At 72.7% G+C, this 17,154-nt stretch carries 16 protein-coding genes; 15 read left to right on the top strand and 1 reads right to left on the bottom strand.

The features are described from left to right. The first annotated feature begins 23 nt into the window (after positions 1-23). The 4 genes from FRADC12_RS07425 to FRADC12_RS07410 are packed head-to-tail and all read left to right on the top strand — an operon-like array spanning position 24 to position 3,680. On the top strand, positions 24-416 hold the full coding sequence (locus FRADC12_RS07425; protein WP_045876099.1) for a YraN family protein: 393 nt from the start codon (positions 24-26) through the stop codon (positions 414-416). Further along, a complete protein-coding gene (locus tag FRADC12_RS07420) occupies positions 416-1,954 on the top strand; it encodes a YifB family Mg chelatase-like AAA ATPase (RefSeq protein WP_045876098.1) in 1,539 nt (512 codons plus the stop codon). The genes FRADC12_RS07425 and FRADC12_RS07420 overlap by 1 nt, the downstream gene beginning before the upstream one ends. Further along, positions 1,951-3,195, top strand: a complete 1,245-nt coding sequence (gene dprA, locus FRADC12_RS07415; RefSeq protein WP_045876097.1) for a DNA-processing protein DprA — start codon at positions 1,951-1,953, stop codon at positions 3,193-3,195. The genes FRADC12_RS07420 and dprA overlap by 4 nt, the downstream gene beginning before the upstream one ends. Beyond that, positions 3,192-3,680, top strand: coding sequence for a hypothetical protein (locus tag FRADC12_RS07410; RefSeq protein WP_045876096.1), 489 nt, complete (start codon positions 3,192-3,194; stop codon positions 3,678-3,680). The genes dprA and FRADC12_RS07410 overlap by 4 nt, the downstream gene beginning before the upstream one ends. 152 nt (positions 3,681-3,832) lie before the next feature. Here the strand turns inward: FRADC12_RS07410 and FRADC12_RS07405 are convergent, their stop codons facing one another. Then, on the bottom strand, positions 3,833-4,480 hold the full coding sequence (locus FRADC12_RS07405) for a murein hydrolase activator EnvC family protein (protein ID WP_045876095.1): 648 nt from the start codon (positions 4,478-4,480) through the stop codon (positions 3,833-3,835). A 601-nt stretch (positions 4,481-5,081) separates the two neighbouring features. Between FRADC12_RS07405 and rpsB the strand changes: the two genes are divergently transcribed. The 11 genes from rpsB (at position 5,082) to FRADC12_RS07350 (ending at position 17,048) form a co-directional block, all read left to right on the top strand. Beyond that, a complete protein-coding gene (gene rpsB, locus FRADC12_RS07400) occupies positions 5,082-5,954 on the top strand; it encodes a 30S ribosomal protein S2 (protein ID WP_045876094.1) in 873 nt (290 codons plus the stop codon). Between the two features lie 357 nt (positions 5,955-6,311). Then, complete coding sequence (locus FRADC12_RS07395) at positions 6,312-6,926, top strand: translation elongation factor Ts (protein WP_045876093.1); 615 nt, start codon at positions 6,312-6,314, stop codon at positions 6,924-6,926. Positions 6,927-7,169: 243 nt separating this feature from the next. After that, positions 7,170-7,949, top strand: a complete 780-nt coding sequence (gene pyrH / locus FRADC12_RS07390) for a UMP kinase (protein WP_045876092.1) — start codon at positions 7,170-7,172, stop codon at positions 7,947-7,949. Further along, a complete protein-coding gene (gene frr / locus FRADC12_RS07385; protein ID WP_045876091.1) occupies positions 7,946-8,503 on the top strand; it encodes a ribosome recycling factor in 558 nt (185 codons plus the stop codon). The genes pyrH and frr overlap by 4 nt, the downstream gene beginning before the upstream one ends. Before the next feature lie 130 nt (positions 8,504-8,633). Beyond that, positions 8,634-9,572: a phosphatidate cytidylyltransferase gene (locus FRADC12_RS07380; protein WP_084010506.1), complete on the top strand. Its 939-nt coding sequence runs from the start codon at positions 8,634-8,636 to the stop codon at positions 9,570-9,572. Positions 9,573-9,617: 45 nt separating this feature from the next. Further along, entirely contained in the window at positions 9,618-10,958 is a 1,341-nt protein-coding gene (gene rlmN / locus FRADC12_RS07375) for a dual-specificity RNA methyltransferase RlmN (RefSeq protein WP_232303664.1), read from the top strand. Next, positions 10,945-12,150: a CE1 family esterase gene (locus tag FRADC12_RS07370; RefSeq protein ID WP_052710750.1), complete on the top strand. Its 1,206-nt coding sequence runs from the start codon at positions 10,945-10,947 to the stop codon at positions 12,148-12,150. Before rlmN ends, FRADC12_RS07370 begins: the two co-directional genes overlap by 14 nt. A gap of 330 nt (positions 12,151-12,480) precedes the next feature. Continuing rightward, positions 12,481-13,746 (top strand): 1-deoxy-D-xylulose-5-phosphate reductoisomerase, encoded by a 1,266-nt coding sequence (dxr, locus tag FRADC12_RS07365; RefSeq protein WP_045876090.1) that lies wholly within the window; start codon positions 12,481-12,483, stop codon positions 13,744-13,746. Continuing rightward, positions 13,746-14,924 (top strand): M50 family metallopeptidase, encoded by a 1,179-nt coding sequence (locus tag FRADC12_RS07360; RefSeq protein ID WP_045876089.1) that lies wholly within the window; start codon positions 13,746-13,748, stop codon positions 14,922-14,924. Before dxr ends, FRADC12_RS07360 begins: the two co-directional genes overlap by 1 nt. A 96-nt stretch (positions 14,925-15,020) precedes the next feature. Then, a complete protein-coding gene (gene ispG / locus FRADC12_RS07355) occupies positions 15,021-16,175 on the top strand; it encodes a flavodoxin-dependent (E)-4-hydroxy-3-methylbut-2-enyl-diphosphate synthase (RefSeq protein WP_045876088.1) in 1,155 nt (384 codons plus the stop codon). Between the two features lie 21 nt (positions 16,176-16,196). After that, complete coding sequence (locus tag FRADC12_RS07350) at positions 16,197-17,048, top strand: GNAT family N-acetyltransferase (RefSeq protein WP_045876087.1); 852 nt, start codon at positions 16,197-16,199, stop codon at positions 17,046-17,048. Positions 17,049-17,154 lie beyond the last annotated feature (106 nt).

Raw genomic sequence — 17,154 nt, 5'->3', positions numbered from 1 at the left:
CGGCTGGCGGCGGAGGTCCGGCTGTGGCATCCAGGCCAAGGGCAGGCCAGCGGGCCAAGGACGTGCTCGGCCGGTTCGGTGAGGACCTCGCCGCGCGGCACCTGGTCGAGGCCGGGGCGCAGATCCTCGACCGCAACTGGCGTTGCCGCGACGGCGAGCTCGACATCGTGGCACTCGACGCGGGCACGCTGGTGTTCTGCGAGGTCAAGACCCGAACGGGCACCCGGCACGGCACCCCGGCCGAGGCCGTGGACGACCGGAAGGTGGCCCGGGTCCGCCGCCTCGCGGCCCGCTGGCTGGCTGAGCACCCCCAGGTCTCCGGCCCGATACGGTTCGATCTGGTCGCCGTGTACCGCGAGGTTGCTCCGGGGCAGGCCGGCTCGGTACGGGTCGACCATCGGCGCGGGGCGTTCTGATGGCGCTCGCCCGTACTCTCGCCGTCGCGGTGATCGGCGTCGAGGGCCATCTCGTCGAGGTGGAGGCACATCTCGCCGGCGGCCTTCCCGCGCTGACACTGATCGGGCTGCCTGACGCCGCGCTGGCCGAGGCTCGCGACCGGATCCGGGCGGCGGTGCTGAACTCCGGGCAGAAATGGCCGGACGAGCGGATCACAATCGGGCTGTTCCCGGCGACGCTGCCCAAGTCCGGCAGCGGGTTCGACCTGGCGATGGCCCTTGCGATCATGGCGGCGGCCGGGGTCGTGCCGCAGCACACGCCCGGCCACCGGGTGCTGCTCGGTGAGCTGGCGCTCGACGGGCGGGTCCGCCCGGTCCGGGGCGTGCTGCCCGCGGTGCTGGCCGCCGTCGATGCGGGCGTGTCCCGGGTCGTCGTGCCCGGGCGCAACGCCGCCGAGGCCGCGCTCGTCCCCGGTGCCCAGGTCGAACCGGTCCCGGATCTGCGCAGTGCGATCGGCCTGCTGCGCGGTGAGTACGAGCCGGAGGCGGTCGCCGTGTCGCCTGTCGTTCGCGTGGCGCCGGGCACCGAGACCGAGCTGGACCTCGCGGACGTGGCGGGCCAGGGCCGTGGCCGGCTAGCCGTCGAGGTCGCCGGAGCCGGCGGGCATCACCTGTACCTGCAGGGGCCGCCGGGCGGTGGGAAGACGATGCTCGCCGAGCGGTTGCCCGGCCTGCTGCCCGACCTGGACCTGGCCGCGGCGATCGAGGTGACCGCCGTGCATTCGGTGGCAGGCGTCCTGCCGTCCGAAACGCCGCTGATCATTCGCCCGCCCTACCGCAGCCCGCACCACACGGCGACGCCGGCCGCGCTGGTCGGCGCCGGATCGACCGTGATCCGCCCCGGGCTCGCCTGCCAGGCCCACCGCGGAATCCTCTTTCTGGATGAGGCCCCGGAATTTCAGCGGACCGCGCTGGACGCGCTGCGTCAGCCGCTGGAGAGCGGCGTGATCGAGATTGCCAGGGCGCGCGCGACGACCCGCTTCCCGGCCCGGTTCCTCCTCGTCCTGGCGGCGAACCCGTGCCCCTGCGCCCGCGCGCGGGCAGCCGGGCCGAACGCCTGTGAATGCTCCAGCGTCGTGCGCCGCCGCTATCAGGCGCGACTCTCCGGGCCACTGCTGGACCGGATCGACCTCCAGGTCGAGATCGGCGCTCCCACCCGGGCGGAGCTGCGCGCCGACGCTGGTGCCGCCGAGTCGAGCGCCGTCGTGGCCGCCCGGGTCGCCGTCGCCAGGGCGGCGATGGCTTCCCGGCTGCGTGATACCCCGTGGCGCACGAACGCCGAGGTGCCGGGTGCGGTGCTGCGTCGCCGGTGGCCGCTGCCCGCGTCGGTCACCTTCGCCGCCGACCGGGCCTTTGAGACCGGGGCCCTGACGGCCCGGGGCCTCGACCGGGTGCTGCGGGTCGCCTGGACGCTCGCCGACCTCGAAGGTCTTGACCGGCCCGGTCCGGCCGAGCTCGGCCTCGCCCTCGATCTACGCATCCCCGGGCGCCCCGGATGAGCGCGAGCCAGACCTGCGCCGACGAGTCCCCGGAGCGGCTCGCGCGGGCGGCGCTGTCGCATCTGGTCGGCTACGGCAACGCGAGGCTCATGGCCGCGATCCGGACGTACGGGCCGGCCGAGGCCTGGGCGCGGGCGCGTCCGGACCACCCGGACATCGAGCCGCGCCGGGACCTGGACCGGCTGCGCGAGATCGGCGGCTGGCTCCTGTGCCCCGGCGACCCCGGCTGGCCAGACGGCCTCGCGGGTCTGGGACGGGTGGCCGAGCGGGCCGAGCCGGAGTACGGGACGCCGTTGGCCCTGTGGTGCCGCGGCGCCGCCGACCTGCCGGCGCCGAGCCCGGCGGGCCTCACCGACTGTGACCGGCGTGGCGTCGCGGTCGTCGGTAGCCGGGCCGCCACCGGCTACGGCCAGCACGTCGCCAGCGAGCTCGCCTGTTCCCTGGCTGAACGAGGCTGGACGGTTGTGTCCGGCGCGGCCTTCGGCATCGACGCCGCCGCGCACCGGGGCGCGATGGCCGGTGACGGTGTGACGGTCGCCGTCCTCGCCTGCGGCGTCGACATCCCCTATCCAGCAGCCCACCTGCGGCTGCTGGACGAGATCCGCGAGCGCGGGCTACTGATCAGCGAGGTGCCACCCGGCAGCCCCCCGTTACGTAGGCGCTTCCTGATCCGCAACCGGCTGATCGCCGGGCTGGCCAGAGGCACGGTCCTCGTCGAGGCCGGCCTGCGCAGCGGCGCGTTGAGCACAGCCCGGCATGCGCGGCGGCTCGGACGCGGGCTGATGGTGGTGCCGGGCCCGGTCACCAGCGCGATGTCGGCCGGCTGCCACCGGCTGCTGCGCGAGCACCGGGAGGCCTGCGCGCTGGTCACCGACGCGCGTGACGTCGAGGAGGAGATCGGGCCCGTGGGCCAGCCTGCCGGCGACGGCGAGACCGCGGCCGGCGGGCAGCCGCTGGGCCCGCGTGACGGCCTGCCCGCCGTCGTGGGCGCCTTGCTGGAGGCCATGCCTGCCCGAGGGTGCGTCGGGGTGGCGGTGTTGGCCGCGCGGATCGGCCAGCGGCCACGCGACGTGCTGGCGATGCTCGGGCCGCTCGCGGTCGAGGGACTGGTCGAGGCCCGGCCGGAGGGCTACCGACTGACCGCGCTCGGCCGTGGTCCGGCCCACCACCGTCCCAGCCGTGAGGACGGCGGAGACGGCGGAGACGACGGTTTGTTCCCAACCCGGGAGGTTCGCCCATGATTTCGAGTTCTGAGCTCGCCGGCCTGCGCGCGGCGCTCCGGCTGGTCCAGCGGGATCTCGACAGCCATCCGCGCGTCGAGACCCGCAACCGGCCGGCGGAGGCTGAGGACCAGGCCGGGGACGAGGCCGACGGGCCGGCCGGGATACCGCGCGCGGCGCGACTTCAACTGGTCGGCACGGAGCAGGGAGTCTTCGTCGCTCTCCCGGACGGGCGCTTCTGGCCCGCCGGGGCCGGGCCGCTTCCTGGCGGCACGCAGGGTGGTGCCACCGTGGTCGCTGTCGCGATGCGGGTGCAGGAATGCCTCGCCGAGATCCTCTGGCACAGCTGGCCCCGTTGCTCCGACCACGACACGGCGCTGCGCCCCGAGGCCTGCGATGACGACGCCGTGTGGTGTTGCGATGCCGACGTCGGCCATCAGGTAGCCGCGATCGGGCGGCTCGCGCAGTCCGGGTCGAGCCCGCTCGGCGCCCCAACCGGTACCTGAGCAATTGCCGGCAGGTCAGCCGCTGTGCCTCACTGGCGAGGCACGGCGGCTGACGCACGACGGTCCTCCTGGCTCGGATCCGCGGTTCGCCTGCCGTCGGCACGGCCTGGTCACTGTTCCGGTCCTGGACGGCGCGCGGTTCGGTTGGTCTGTCACGAACCAGGGCCGAGCGGGAGCAGGCGGGGTGGGGTGGGCAGCAGCAGCGTCAGCGGGCTCAGGTAGTCCCGGCCGCGGATGAGGCCCCAGTGCAGGCAGACCGCGGGCCGGCAGGCCGCGTGCCCGGCGTCGAGAAGACCAAGCGGTGCGCCGGCGGCGACCGGTTGGCCAACCTGGACCAGCACGGTCAGTGGCTCGTACGTCGTCCGGAGCTCCCCGTGGGTGACGGCGACGACGCCCCGGCCGGCGAGCACCCCCGCGAAGCTGACGACACCTGGCCCGGCGGCCCGAACCGTCGTCCCGGCCGGCGCCGCGAAGTCCACCCCGCGGTGGCCCGGCCCGTATGGAGTGGCCGGCGGCGCGAATGGCCGCATAACCGTCAGGGGCTCGTCGAGCGGAGCCCGCCACTCGGCCGCGGCGGGCGCCGTAGCCGCCGACGCCACACCGGTCGTGGCCACCGGAGCGGCTGACACCACCGCCGAGGCTGGCCCGACCGCCGAGGCCGCCGAGGCCCGCGCGCCCTGCGCGCCTGGAGCAGCCAGGGCGGCGCCGGGGCGGGGCCAGCCGAGGGCGAGGAGGGCAGCCAGCATCGTGGTCGCGACAAGTGCCGGGACGCGCGGGTCAGGGCGCGGGGACAAAGCCATCGGGGGCTCCTGCTGCTGTGGCTCAAGGGCTGGGCTGCTGTGGCACTGGCTGGGCTGGGGAATCCGGGAGCGACCGGGGGCGGCTGGCACGGGTGGAGGACCGGGCCGCCCCCGGTCGCCGGGTGCCGGCCCGGGGGCGGTTGGCCGGCGCCGCCCACGATCCGGGTCGCGGCCGGCCGGGCCAAGTGGCTGCGTCAGTCTGTGGATCGGCGGATTCCTGTGGAGAAGTCCTCGAACCGATGTTTGCGAGAACGTTTGTTCGTCCGGGCCGATCAGGCGGACCTCCGATGAGGCCGAGTATCATCGGACTCGGAGCTTCGCGAGGAGCTCACTTCGCACGCCCGCTCCTGGTGGGCGCGCAGGGCTCGGTGCCCGTCGATGTGTCTGTCGGTCCGGCGTTTGCCGCCGGTCGGATGTCCATCGGTCATCAACTGCCCGCGCGTCCCGTCCGCCCGGCTCGTCGTCGGCGCGGAGCCAGGAAGGCTCCCTCGGTCCACCGCCTCGCGGTGGTTTGGGGCCGCCCGGGCGTCAGGGGCCGCTGGCGCCAGCCGCGGCCGACAACCGAGACGTTCCGGCCGCGTGCCGGACGGGAAGGGCGGTCATGGCCGTCGTAACGATGAGGCAGCTGCTTGAGAGCGGCGTGCACTTTGGGCACCAGACCAAGCGCTGGAACCCGAAGATGAAGCGCTACATCCTCACAGAGCGCAATGGCATCTACATCATCGACCTCCAGCAGACGTTGTCCTACATCGACCGCGCCTACGACTTCGTCAAGGAGACCGTCGGGCACGGCGGAACGGTGCTGTTCATCGGCACCAAGAAGCAGGCCCAGGAGGCCGTCGAGGAGCAGGCCCGCCGCGTCGGGATGCCCTACGTCAAGGAGCGCTGGCTCGGCGGCATGCTGACCAACTTCTCCACGGTCTACAAGCGCCTGCAGCGGCTCAAGGAGCTCGAGGAGATCGAGCTGACCGGTGGTACCGAGGTCCGCACCAAGAAGGAGCAGCTCGTCCTCTCCCGGGAGAAGACGAAGCTGGAGCGCACCCTCGGTGGTATCCGGGACATGTCGCGCGTTCCCAGCGCGGTCTGGGTCGTTGACACCAAGAAGGAGCACATCGCCGTCGGCGAGGCTCGCAAGCTGAACATCCCGGTCGTCGCGATTCTTGACACCAACTGCGACCCGGACGAGGTCGACTACCCGATCCCGGGGAACGACGACGCGATCCGCAGCGCCGCGCTGCTCACCCGGGTGGTCGCGGACGCCGTCGCCGCCGGTCTGATGAGCCGCGCGGGCGCCAGCGCCGCCGACGTCAAGCCCGACCAGATCGCCGCCGCCGAGCCGCTGGCCGAGTGGGAGCAGGAAGTCCTGCGCCGCGACGCCGAGGCTGCCCCGGCCGAGACCGCCGAGGCCGTCGCGGTTGAGGCCATCGAGGTCGAGGCTCAGGCCGAGACCGTCTCCGCCGGCACCTCCGCCTGACTCGGCCTGGCTGTCGCCTCGGCCCGGCCGCACCGCGGCCGGGCCGAGGCGACAGCCGGCAACGCCCTGGTGGCCTGACGCGACTCTGAGGGTCGCGGCGGGCCGTCAACGAAGAAGGAGCCCGCTCTCGCGGTGGGCTCACCTTGACGATCATCTGCCGGCTGGCGTGCCGCCGCGCGACTCGGAGTGGGCCGCTGGAGGCGGACGGGACGTGCCGCGCCCCAGATCCAGCCAGCCCACGTGGGACCGACCTGTCACATCATCGGCCGGCCAGAGCGCCGCGGCGCGACCCAGCCGCGGCGTGGGACCAGAGTGGGACAGCCGGCCAAGGCCACCCAGAACGGGACGACAAAAACGATGGCAAACATTTCTGCCGCGGAGATCCGCAAGCTCCGCGAGGTGACCGGCGCCGGGATGAGCGACGTCAAGAAGGCGCTCGTCGACCATGACGGCGACTTCGAGAAGGCCAAGGCCTGGCTGCGGGAGAAGGGCCTCGCGGGCAACGCGAAGCGCTCCGGGCGGTCCACGGCGAACGGCCTGGTCGACTCCTACCTGCACCGGACCGACCCGCAGCTGCCGCCGACGATCGGCGTGCTGGTCGAGCTGCGCTGCGAGACCGACTTCGTGGCGAAGACCGACCAGTTCAAGCAGCTGGCCCGGGACATCGCGCAGCACGTCGCGGCGGCCGACCCGCTGTACGTGGCCGCGGACGCGATCCCGAACGAGGTCCTCGAGCAGGAGAAGCGGATCTACGAGGCCGCGGCCCGCGAGGAGGGCAAGCCCGAGGCGGCTCTCGCCAAGATCATCGAGGGCAAGCTCAACGGCTACAAGAAGAGCTCCGTGCTGCTTGAGCAGCCGTGGGTGAAGGACAACAAGGTCACCATCAAGGCGATGATCGAGGATGCGGGCGCCTCGCTCGGCGAGAAGATCGAGATCGGGCGCTTCGCCCGGTTCAACATTCGCCAGGCCTGAGCGGCCACCGCGGGCCGGGTCGGGCGCGCCGCACGAGCGGCGCGCCCAGGCCCGGCCCGCGCCATTTGTCACTGCTGGTCCCGGGTCCGTCGGGGGTACGGGCCGCCGGAGGTGGCCTGCGATGGGGCAGACTGCACTCAGCGACGTCTCCGGCCGACGAGTCCGGCGGCCGCAGCGATGCCAATGGGGGCGCGCTCATCTCCGAGCGGGCTTCTGGAAGCCTCCGTGGGGAGAGGGCCACCCGTGATCGATCAAGCCGAGGTGGCCACCGGGCCAGAACGCACCGAGCCCAGGTGGTCGCGCGTCCTTCTCAAGCTTTCCGGCGAGGCGTTCGCCGGCGGGGACCCGCTGGGGATCGACCCGACCACCGTCGCCACGATCGCGCGCCAGGTCGCGACGGTTGCCCGGTCCGGGATCGAGATCGCGGTGGTGGTCGGCGGGGGCAACATGTTCCGCGGGCCGGCGCTCGCCGAGCGCGGCATGGACCGGGCCCGCGCCGACTACATGGGCATGCTCGGCACCGTGATCAACTGCCTGGCGCTCGCGGACTTCCTGGAGCGCGAGGGCGCCGTGACCCGGGTCCAGACGGCGATCGCGATGGGCCAGGTCGCCGAGCCGTACCTGCCGCTGCGGGCCATCCGGCACCTGGAGAAGGGCCGGGTCGTCATCTTCGGTGCCGGCCTTGGTGCCCCGTTCTTCTCGACGGACACCACCGCCGCGCAGCGCTCTCTGGAGGTCAAGGCCCAGGCCGTGCTCAAGGCGACCAAGGTCGACGGCGTCTACGACTCCGACCCGCACACGAACCCGGCGGCGGTGAAGTTCGACACCCTCACCTACGGCGAGGTCCTCAACCGCGGGCTGAAGGTGATGGACGCCACGGCGATCAGCCTCTGCATGGACAACGCGATGCCGATCGTCGTCTTCGACCTGCTCACCGAGGGAAACATCTCGCGAGCCGTCCGAGGTGAGAAGATCGGGACTCTGGTCAGTGTCGACGCCTACGGAACGGAAGGACAGCGGTGATCGACGACACACTCCTCGAGGCCGAGGAGAAGATGGACAAGGCTGTCACGGTCGCCAAGGACGACTTCGCCAACATCCGGACGGGCCGCATCACGCCGTCGGTGTTCTCGAAGATCTTTGTCGACTACTACGGCGCCCCGACCCCCGTGCAGCAGCTCGCGTCGTTCCACATCCCCGAGCCGCGCATGGTCATCATCACGCCGTTCGACAAGTCCTCGCTGGGGGCCGTCGAGAAGGCGGTCCGGGACTCGGACCTCGGCGTGAACCCCAGCAATGACGGCTCGATCATCCGGGTGGTCTTCCCCGAGCTCTCCGAGCAGCGCCGGCGCGACCTGGTCAAGGTCGCCCGCGGCAAGGCCGAGGACGCGAAGATCAGCATCCGTAACGTGCGCCGGCACGCCAAGGAGGCGCTCGACAAGATCGTCAAGGATGGCGGCGCAGGCGAGGACGAGGGCCGCCGCGCGGAGAAGGACCTGGAAGAGTCGACCCACCGCTACGTCGCTCAGATCGACGAGCTGCTGAAGGCCAAGGAGTCCGACCTCCTCTCGGTCTGACCCCCTCGACCTGCCCGGCGTCGGCTCCGGTGGCCCGCTCTCTGCCGGTGGGGGAGGATCCCCCGGAACTGGCGAGACGCACGGCTGGCCGGACCGACGGCCGGCGATCTGACGTGAGCGAAGGGACGAGGTGAGCGACGGTCTGCGTGCCACCGCGCCCGGGGCTGCGGCCCTCGCGGCCCAGCCGGTCGACGGCGCCGTGAGCGCGCCAGGGGACCCGAACGAGCCCACCGCCCCCCGGCCGCCCCGGCGCCGGATCAGGGCCGGCCGCAACCTGCCGGCCGCGATCGCGGTGGGCGCCATCCTCGGCGCGTTCATCCTCGTGCCGCTGTTCACGCTGAAGGTGGGCTTCGTCGGCGTCGTCGGCCTCGCCGTGGCGATCGGCACCTTCGAGGTGGTTCGGGCGCTCCGGCTGGCGGGGCTGCGGACGCCACTGGTCCCACTGGTCGCCGGCGCCGTCGCGATGCCGGTCGTGGCCTACTTCTACGGCCCTGGCGCGCTGATCGGAGCGCTCGCCGTCACGCTGCTCATGGCGCTGGGCGTCCGCGCGGTCGGTGAGCCGGCCGGGCTCCTCCCGGATCTGGCCGGGACGATCTTCGCCGCGGTCTACGTCGGCTTCACCGCGGGCTTCGCGGCGCTGCTCACCGCCCCGGACGACGGCGACTGGCGGGTCGTCGCCTTCCTCGGCACCGTCGTCGCCAGCGACATCGGCGGCTACACGGCAGGCGTGCTGTCAGGCGGCCGGCACAAGCTCGCGCCGACGGTCTCGCCGGGCAAGTCGTGGGAGGGCTTCGCCGGCTCGGCGCTCGCCTGCGTGGTCGTGGCCAGCGTGGTGATGCGGTTCGCCCTGGGGGGCAGCGCCTGGCAGGGGGTCGTGCTCGGGCTCGCGGTCGTCTGCACGGCGACCGTCGGTGACCTCGGCGAGTCCCTGCTCAAGCGGGACATCGGCATCAAGGACATGGGCAACCTGCTGCCCGGCCACGGCGGGATCATGGACCGGCTGGACTCGCTGCTGTGCACGGCGCCGGTGGCCTGGCTCCTGATCACCGCCTTCCTGCCCCCGACCTGACGCGGCGCGTGCCAGCTCGGCCGGATTTGGCACACTGGACGAGCCATGACATCAACCAGCGCCCACAACGACCACCCCGCCGGCGCCGCGCCGGGCGCGGGCCGGGCGCTCGCCCTCACACCTCGGGCCTCCCGGCCCAGGCCGCCGCGGCACCTGGCCGATCTTTCCCGCGACGAGCGGCGCGCGGTCGCCGTGGAGCTGGGCCAACCGGCGTTCCGCGCCGACCAGCTGGCCCGCCACTACTTCGCCCGGCTGGCCGCTCCCGGTGACACGACCGGGATGACCGACGTGCCCGCCGCGGTCCGCGAACCACTGGCTGACGCGCTGCTGCCGCAGCTGCTCACCGCCAGCACGACGCTGACCTGCGACGACGGTGCCACCCGCAAGACCGCCTGGCGCACCGTCGACGGCGCGACCATCGAGTCGGTGCTGATGCGCTACCCGGACCGGGCCACCGTGTGTGTCTCCAGCCAGGCTGGTTGTGGCATGGGCTGCCCGTTCTGCGCCACCGGCCAGGGCGGCCTCACCCGCAACCTGACCGTCGCGGAGATCGTCGAACAGGTCGTGGACGCGGCCCGGGTGCTGCGGCGTGGCGGGCTGCCGGCCGCCGGCCACCGGCCCGCCGGGCAGGCGGGCGACGCGCGGCTGTCCAACGTCGTCTTCATGGGCATGGGCGAGCCGCTGGCGAACTACAGGGCGCTGGTCACCGCGCTGCACCGGATCAGCGACCCGGCTCCGGACGGGCTGGGAATCTCGGCCCGGACGCTGACCGTCTCCACCGTCGGGCTGGTGCCGGCGATCGGCCGGCTGGCCGAGGAGGGGCTGCCGGTGCGCCTCGCGGTCTCACTGCACGCTCCGGACGACGAGCTGCGCGACACGCTGGTCCCGATCAACACCCGGTGGAAGGTCGCCGAGGTGCTCGGCGCCGCCTGGGACTACGCGGCCCGAACCGGCCGGCGGGTCAGTATCGAGTACGCCCTCATCGACGGCGTCAACGACCAGCCCGAGCGAGCGGACCTGCTCGGCCGGCTGTTGCGCGACCGCCCGGTGCACGTCAACCTCATCCCGCTGAACCCGACCCGGGGCTCCAGCTGGCATGCCAGCGCGGCGGCCAGCGAGCGGGAGTTCGTGGCCCGGCTGCGCGGCCGCGGGGTCACCACGACGGTCCGGGACACCCGCGGCCGGGAGATCGCCGCCGCCTGTGGCCAGCTCGCCGCGGACGACTCCAGCTCCCGTCGCGGCCGGGCCGGTGCCGTCTCCGACGACCTGGCCGGCCTGGAGTCCGGCGCGGGCACGCTCGACGGGGTCCCGGACGCCTCGGACGTTCGGCCCAGCCTGGGCCTGGGCGGCATCGGCGAGGTCGCGGTGGACCATGGCCGTCCGTAACCCGGCGTCGCGGGGCCGCGGCCTGTCGACGCGCGCCGGTGCCCGGGCCTCGGCCGCGCGGTCCCGGGGCAACACGGTCTGGCTGCCGCTCGTCGCCGCGCTGGGCGTGCTCGTTCTGCTGCTCTGGTACATCCTCGCGCACCAGCCGTCCCACCCGGCGTCCAGCGGAGGCAGCCTGGGCGCGGCGGCCGCGAAGGCCGGTTTCCCCGACACGGCCGGGAGCGGGGCGCCCGCGGCGGGCGGCACCGGCGCCTCAGCGGTGGTGGCTGTCCCCACCGGCCCGAGCGGCTGCCAGACCGGCAGGACGCTGCCGGGGGGCGTGACGACCCAGACGGTGACCGTCGGCTCGGTCAAACGGACCTACCTGCTCGCCGTGCCGCAGCCGCTGCCGAACACCGGTCCGCTGCCACTGATCCTGAACTTCCACGCCGCCGGCGAGAGCCCGCTGCAGGCCGAGGCCGACACCGGGCTCGCTGGGACGGCGACCAAGCGGGGCTACGTCGTGGCCTACCCCGCCGGGGTGAGCGACCGGTGGAACGTCTCCCGGGCGACGGCGGCCGGGCCGGATGACGTGGCCTTCATCGCCGCCCTGCTGGGCGACCTGCGTACCCGTGGCTGCATGGCGGACAACAAGGTCTTCGCCGCCGGCCTCGGGGACGGCGCCGACATGGCCGTCACCGCCAGCTGCGCGATGCCGGGCCGGATCGCCGCGATCGTCTCGGTCGCGGGCAGTGTCGTGCCGGCCAGCTGCCCGAGCCCGGTCACGAACCTGTTCGAGATCCACGGCGCGGCGGACCCGATCTCGCCGTGGGACGGCGGCGGGCCGGCGCGCACGGCGCCGTTCGCCGCGGTCACCGCGCAGCCGGTGGCCGACCGGCTCGGCCGCTACGCGCAGGCCACCGGGTGCGCCGCCGCGGCGGCGAGCCAGCAGCTGCCCGGCCTCGGCGCCCTGACGTCGTGGACCTGCAACGGCAAGCCGGACGTCGGCGCGCTCTCGGTCATCGGGGGCGGTCACACCTGGCCGCAGGCGCCGGCTCATCCCGACCTGGGCCCGACGGCGGCGACCTTCTCCGCGACCGTGGTCAGCCTGCTGTACTTCCAGTCGCACCCGGTGCTCGGCTCGGTCGTCTCCCCGACCTCCCCAAGCCTCGCCCAGTCCCTCGGCGGCGCCCTGGGCGCCGCCGGCAACTGACTGAGCGCCGGTGCGCCCGAGCGCATGAGAGCCCGTCCGGGCGCACTTCCCTTAGCGGGCGGACCAAGAACTCGTCAGGCGGTAGATGCGGGTGCGCGATCGCCAAGCGGAACGCGACCAAGGCTCTGACCCTGGACAGCGCACACCCCCGGTCTTCTGCGCCACCTGAGTCTCACGTTGGGGAGGGCGCCCAGCGCCCGACCCGGTGGTGACGGCCGGCGGGCGCTCCGCGCCCGTTCCGGCCGTCAGCACCGCACCGTGTCGCGTAGAGAACAGGATGAACCGAACAGGCCGTCGTCGGTCCGCCGATGGGCCTGCGACAATGGTCTGGTGTCGAAGCCGCGCGCCGTTCGTGAGGTCGTACTGCTCGGGTCGACAGGCTCGATCGGAACCCAGGCAATCGACGTAGTTCAACGCAACCCGGACAAGTTCCGGGTGGCCGGGCTGCTCGGTGGGGGTTCCCGGGTGGACCTGCTGGCCACCCAGGCGCTCGACCTGGGTGTCGAGGTCGTCGGCGTCGCGGTCGCGTCAGCCGCGCAGGACCTGCAGCTCGCCTTCTACGCGGAGGCCGCCAAGCGTGGCTACCGCAAGGGTGAGTTCGCGGTCCCGAAGATCCTCGCCGGGCCGGAGGCGGCGGTCGAGATCGCCGCCTGGCCGTCGGATGTAGTGCTCAACGGCATCACCGGCTCGGTCGGCCTCGCGCCGACGCTCGCCGCGCTCGCCGCCGGCCGGACCGTGGCCCTGGCGAACAAGGAGTCGCTGGTCGCCGGCGGCCCGCTGGTGCTCGACGCGCTCGACGGTGACCCCGACCGGCTGATCCCGGTCGACTCGGAGCACTCGGCGCTCGCCCAGTGCCTGCGGGGTGGCCGGCGTGACGAGGTCCGCAAGCTGGTCCTGACCGCGTCCGGTGGCCCGTTCCGCGGCCGGACCCGCGCGGAGCTGACCGAGGTCACCCGGGAGCAGGCGCTGGCCCACCCGACCTGGGACATGGGGCCGTTCGTCACGATCAACTCGGCGACGCTGATGAACAAGGGTCTCGAGCTCATCGAGGCGCATCTGTTCTTCGGCGTCCCGTACGACGACATCGCCGTGGTCGTGCACCCGCAGTCGCTGGTGCACTCGATGGTCGAGTTCTACGACGGCTCGACGATCGCCCAGGTCTCGCCGCCGGACATGCGGCTGCCGATCGCGCTCGCGCTCGGCTGGCCGGACCGGGTGCCCGAGGCGCAGGCGCCGATGGACTGGACCCGCGCCCAGAACCTCACCTTCGAACCGCTGGACACGACGGCGTTCCCGTCGGTCGCGCTGGCCCGCGAGTCGGGCAAGCGCGGCGGGACGGCGCCCGCGGTGTTCAACGCGGCGAACGAGGAGGTCGTCGGCGCCTTCCTGGCCGGGAAGCTGCCGTTCGTCCGGATCGTCGACATCGTCGCCGAGGTGCTCGCCGGGCACGAGGTGATCCCCAAGCCGACGCTCGACGAGGTGTTCGCCACCGAGGTCGAGGCGCGGGCCGCCGCGGCCCGCCTCATCGGGCGCGCGGTGGCCGACGAGGGCGTAGTGGCCCGTCCTTGGCCGGGTGAGGCACAGGTGTCGCGGTGATGGCGCTCGGCATCGTCGCCTTCGCGGCGGCGCTGCTGATTTCGGTCTGCCTGCACGAGGCCGGGCACTTCATCACGGCTCGGCACTACGGGATGAAGGCGTCCCGCTTCTTCGTCGGTTTCGGCCCGACGCTGTGGTCGCGCGTCCGCGGCGAGACCGAGTACGGCGTCAAGCTCGTCCCGGCCGGCGGCTTCGTGAAGATCGAGGGGATGACCCCGCTCGAGGAGATCGATCCCGACGACGTGCCGCGGGCGTTCTACAACAAGCCCGCGAAGGCCCGGCTGGTCGTCATGTCGGCCGGCTCGATCGTGCACTTCATCATCGCGATCATCATGATCTACGGCGTGCTGTTGGCCCTGGGCACGCCGACCGACAGCCAGAACAAGGTCGGTGTCACCAGCTGCGTGTCGACCAGCGGCTCGTGCACCGGCCCCGGTCCGGCCGCCGCGGCCGGCCTGCGGGTGGGCGACCGGGTCGTCAGCTTCGACGGCACCCCGATCACCACCTGGAAGCAGTTCACCCAGCTCGTCCGCGACCACGGCAAGGGCGTGGCGACGGTCGTCGTCGACCGGGACGGCAAGCGGCTCACGCTCACGCCTGACCTCGTGCAGGTGCTGCGCAACCGGGAGACGGGCCTCGCCGGCAACGACCCGGTGGGCGCCCTCGGGGTGCGGCAGGGCACGGACACCAAGCACTACGGGCCGATCTCCGCCATCCCGAGTACCGGGAACTTCATGTGGACCGGTGTCAAGGGGATGTACGAGACCCTGACGCACCGGCTGTCGAGCCTCGGCGACCTGTTCAGCAGCAAGCGTGACGCGAACGGTTTCGTCAGCGTCGTGGGGGCCGCCCGGCTCGGTGGCGACGTGGTCGCCGCGTCCGACACGTCGTGGACCGACCGCATCCGCGGCTTCCTGGTGCTGGTGGCCGGCATCAACCTGGCGGTCGGAATCTTCAACCTGCTGCCGCTGCTGCCGCTGGACGGTGGCCATATCGCCGTCCTCGGCTTCGAGCAGGCCAGGCACGGGCTTCGCAGGCTGCGTGGATACCGTGGACCGGTCAAGCGGGTGGACTTCGCGAAGCTGTTACCAGCCACCTACGCGACGGTGTTCCTGCTCCTCGGGTTCAGTCTGCTCGTCCTGTCCGCCGACATCGTCAACCCGATTCGCCTGCAGTGATCCCCGCCCCGATCCTGGCAAGGCGGCACAGCCGGTCCTGGTCGAGATAAACCCAGGGCCACGCGCACACCGTAATCACATCCCAGTGAGGACAAAGTGACCGTAACTCTGGGCATGCCACAGGCTCCGGCTCGTCCGCTCGGCAAGCGCCGGGTGAGCCGGCAGATCAAGGTCGGCAGCGTCCTGGTCGGTGGCGACGCCCCCGTCTCGGTGCAGTCCATGTGCACCACGCTGACCGCGGACGTCAACGCGACGCTGCAGCAGATCGCGCAGCTGACCGCGTCTGGCTGCCAGATCGTCCGGGTCGCCGTACCGAGCCAGGACGACGCCGACGCCCTCTCCGCGATCGCGCGCAAGTCGCCGATCCCGGTGATCGCCGACATCCACTTCCAGCCGAAGTACGTGTTCGCCGCGATCGACGCAGGCTGCGCCGCCGTCCGGGTGAACCCTGGCAACATCAAGACGTTCGACGACAAGATCGGCGAGATCGCCAGGCGGGCCAAGGCCGCCGGCATCCCGATCCGGATCGGCGTCAACGCCGGCTCGCTCGACAAGCGGCTGCTCGCCAAGTACGGCAAGGCCACGCCGGAGGCGCTGACGGAGTCGGCGCTGTGGGAGTGCTCGCTGTTCGAGGAGCACGACTTCCGCGACATCAAGATCTCGGTCAAGCACCACGACCCGGTCGTGATGATCCAGGCCTACCGGATGCTGGCCGAGCGCTGCGACTACCCGCTGCACCTGGGCGTCACCGAGGCCGGCCCGCAGTTCCAGGGCACGGTCAAGTCGGCCGTCGCGTTCGGCGCGCTGCTCGCCGAGGGGATCGGGGACACCCTGCGGGTGTCGCTGTCCGCCCCGCCGGTCGAGGAGGTCAAGGTCGGCACAGCGATCCTGGAGTCGCTCGGCCTGCGTGAGCGGCGCCTCGAGATCGTCTCCTGCCCGTCCTGCGGCCGGGCCCAGGTCGACGTCTACACGTTGGCCGAACAGGTCTCCGCCGGCCTGGAGGGCATGACGATCCCGCTGCGGGTCGCGGTCATGGGCTGCGTCGTCAACGGCCCCGGCGAGGCCCGCGAGGCCGACCTGGGCGTCGCGTCCGGCAACGGCAAGGGCCAGATCTTCGTGCGTGGCGAGGTCATCAAGACCGTGCCCGAGGCGCAGATCGTCGAGACCCTGATCGAGGAGGCCATGCGACTGGCCGAGGAGATGGAGGCCGAGGGCGTCGCCTCCGGCGATCCGTCCGTCTCCGTCGGCTAGCGGCGGCGGGCACGGCAGCGGATGGGACTGCCGCTTCGATCAGCCCCGGTGAGGCTGCTGGACGACCGTGACCTGCCCGCGGTCCGTCAGCTGCTCGCGCGCGACCCGGTGACCGACGTCTTCGTCGCGTCCCGGGTCGAGGCGTGTGGGCTGGACCCCTGGCGTCTCGGGGCTGAGATCTGGGGACACATCGTCGACGGCCGGATCGCGGCGCTGTGCTACTCGGGCGCGAACCTGTGGCCGGTCGGCGCCGGGCCTTCGTCGGTGAAGCTCTTCGCCGAGCGGGCCCGGCGCGCCGGGCGCCGCTGCTCGTCGATCGTCGGCGAGGCGCGCTCGGTCGCCGAACTGTGGCGCCACCTGGAACCGGCCTGGGGACCGGCCCGGGAGGTGCGCGGCGAGCAGCCGCTGCTGGTCATCGACGGTCCACCGCTCATCCGGCCGGATCCGGGGGTACGGCTGGTCCGGCCCGACGAGCTGGACATCCTGATGCCGGCGAGCATCGCCATGTTCACCGAGGAGATCGGCGTCTCGCCGATCCTGGCCGATGGTGGCGCGCTCTACCGGGCCCGGGTCGCGGAGTTCGTCGGGCAGCGCCGTTCCTTTGCCCACATCGAGGACGGCCGGGTGCTGTTCAAGGCCGAGATCGGCGCGATCGCCGGTGGGGTCAGCCAGGTGCAGGGCGTCTGGGTCGCTCCGGCGCTGCGCGGGCGGGGCCATGGGGCCGCGGGCACGGCGAGCGTCGTCGCGCTGGCCCAGGCGATGTACGCCCCGGTGGTCAGCCTGTACGTCAACGACTTCAACACCCCGGCCCGCGTCGCCTACGAACGGGTGGGCTTCCAGCGGGCCGGTACCTTCGCGTCCGTTTTGTTCTAGATCGTCGGGTGCTCCGGCGGTCTGGCCGAGTCCTTTCTTCATAATCCCGATGAGCTAACTAGGAAAAGCGTTTCTCTAGGCCCCGCAGCGCTTTTTGGGTTGGTCA

The organism is Pseudofrankia sp. DC12, assembly GCF_000966285.1.
GTDB lineage: Bacteria > Actinomycetota > Actinomycetes > Frankiales > Frankiaceae > Pseudofrankia.
Note: the sequence above shows the minus strand (reverse complement) of the source record. Positions and strands in the feature narration are given on the sequence as shown.

What these genes read in the sequence shown, in the direction of transcription:
- FRADC12_RS07420 (WP_045876098.1), top strand. Translation starts at nt 416, where the DNA reads ATGGCGCTCGCCCGTACTCTCGCCGTCGCGGTGATCGGCGTCGAGGGC.
- dprA (WP_045876097.1), top strand. Translation starts at nt 1,951, where the DNA reads ATGAGCGCGAGCCAGACCTGCGCCGACGAGTCCCCGGAGCGGCTCGCG.
- FRADC12_RS07410 (WP_045876096.1), top strand. Translation starts at nt 3,192, where the DNA reads ATGATTTCGAGTTCTGAGCTCGCCGGCCTGCGCGCGGCGCTCCGGCTG.
- FRADC12_RS07405 (WP_045876095.1), bottom strand. Translation starts at nt 4,480, where the DNA reads ATGGCTTTGTCCCCGCGCCCTGACCCGCGCGTCCCGGCACTTGTCGCG.
- rpsB (WP_045876094.1), top strand. Translation starts at nt 5,082, where the DNA reads ATGGCCGTCGTAACGATGAGGCAGCTGCTTGAGAGCGGCGTGCACTTT.
- FRADC12_RS07395 (WP_045876093.1), top strand. Translation starts at nt 6,312, where the DNA reads ATGGCAAACATTTCTGCCGCGGAGATCCGCAAGCTCCGCGAGGTGACC.
- rlmN (WP_232303664.1), top strand. Translation starts at nt 9,618, where the DNA reads ATGACATCAACCAGCGCCCACAACGACCACCCCGCCGGCGCCGCGCCG.
- FRADC12_RS07370 (WP_052710750.1), top strand. Translation starts at nt 10,945, where the DNA reads ATGGCCGTCCGTAACCCGGCGTCGCGGGGCCGCGGCCTGTCGACGCGC.
- FRADC12_RS07360 (WP_045876089.1), top strand. Translation starts at nt 13,746, where the DNA reads ATGGCGCTCGGCATCGTCGCCTTCGCGGCGGCGCTGCTGATTTCGGTC.
- FRADC12_RS07350 (WP_045876087.1), top strand. Translation starts at nt 16,197, where the DNA reads ATGGGACTGCCGCTTCGATCAGCCCCGGTGAGGCTGCTGGACGACCGT.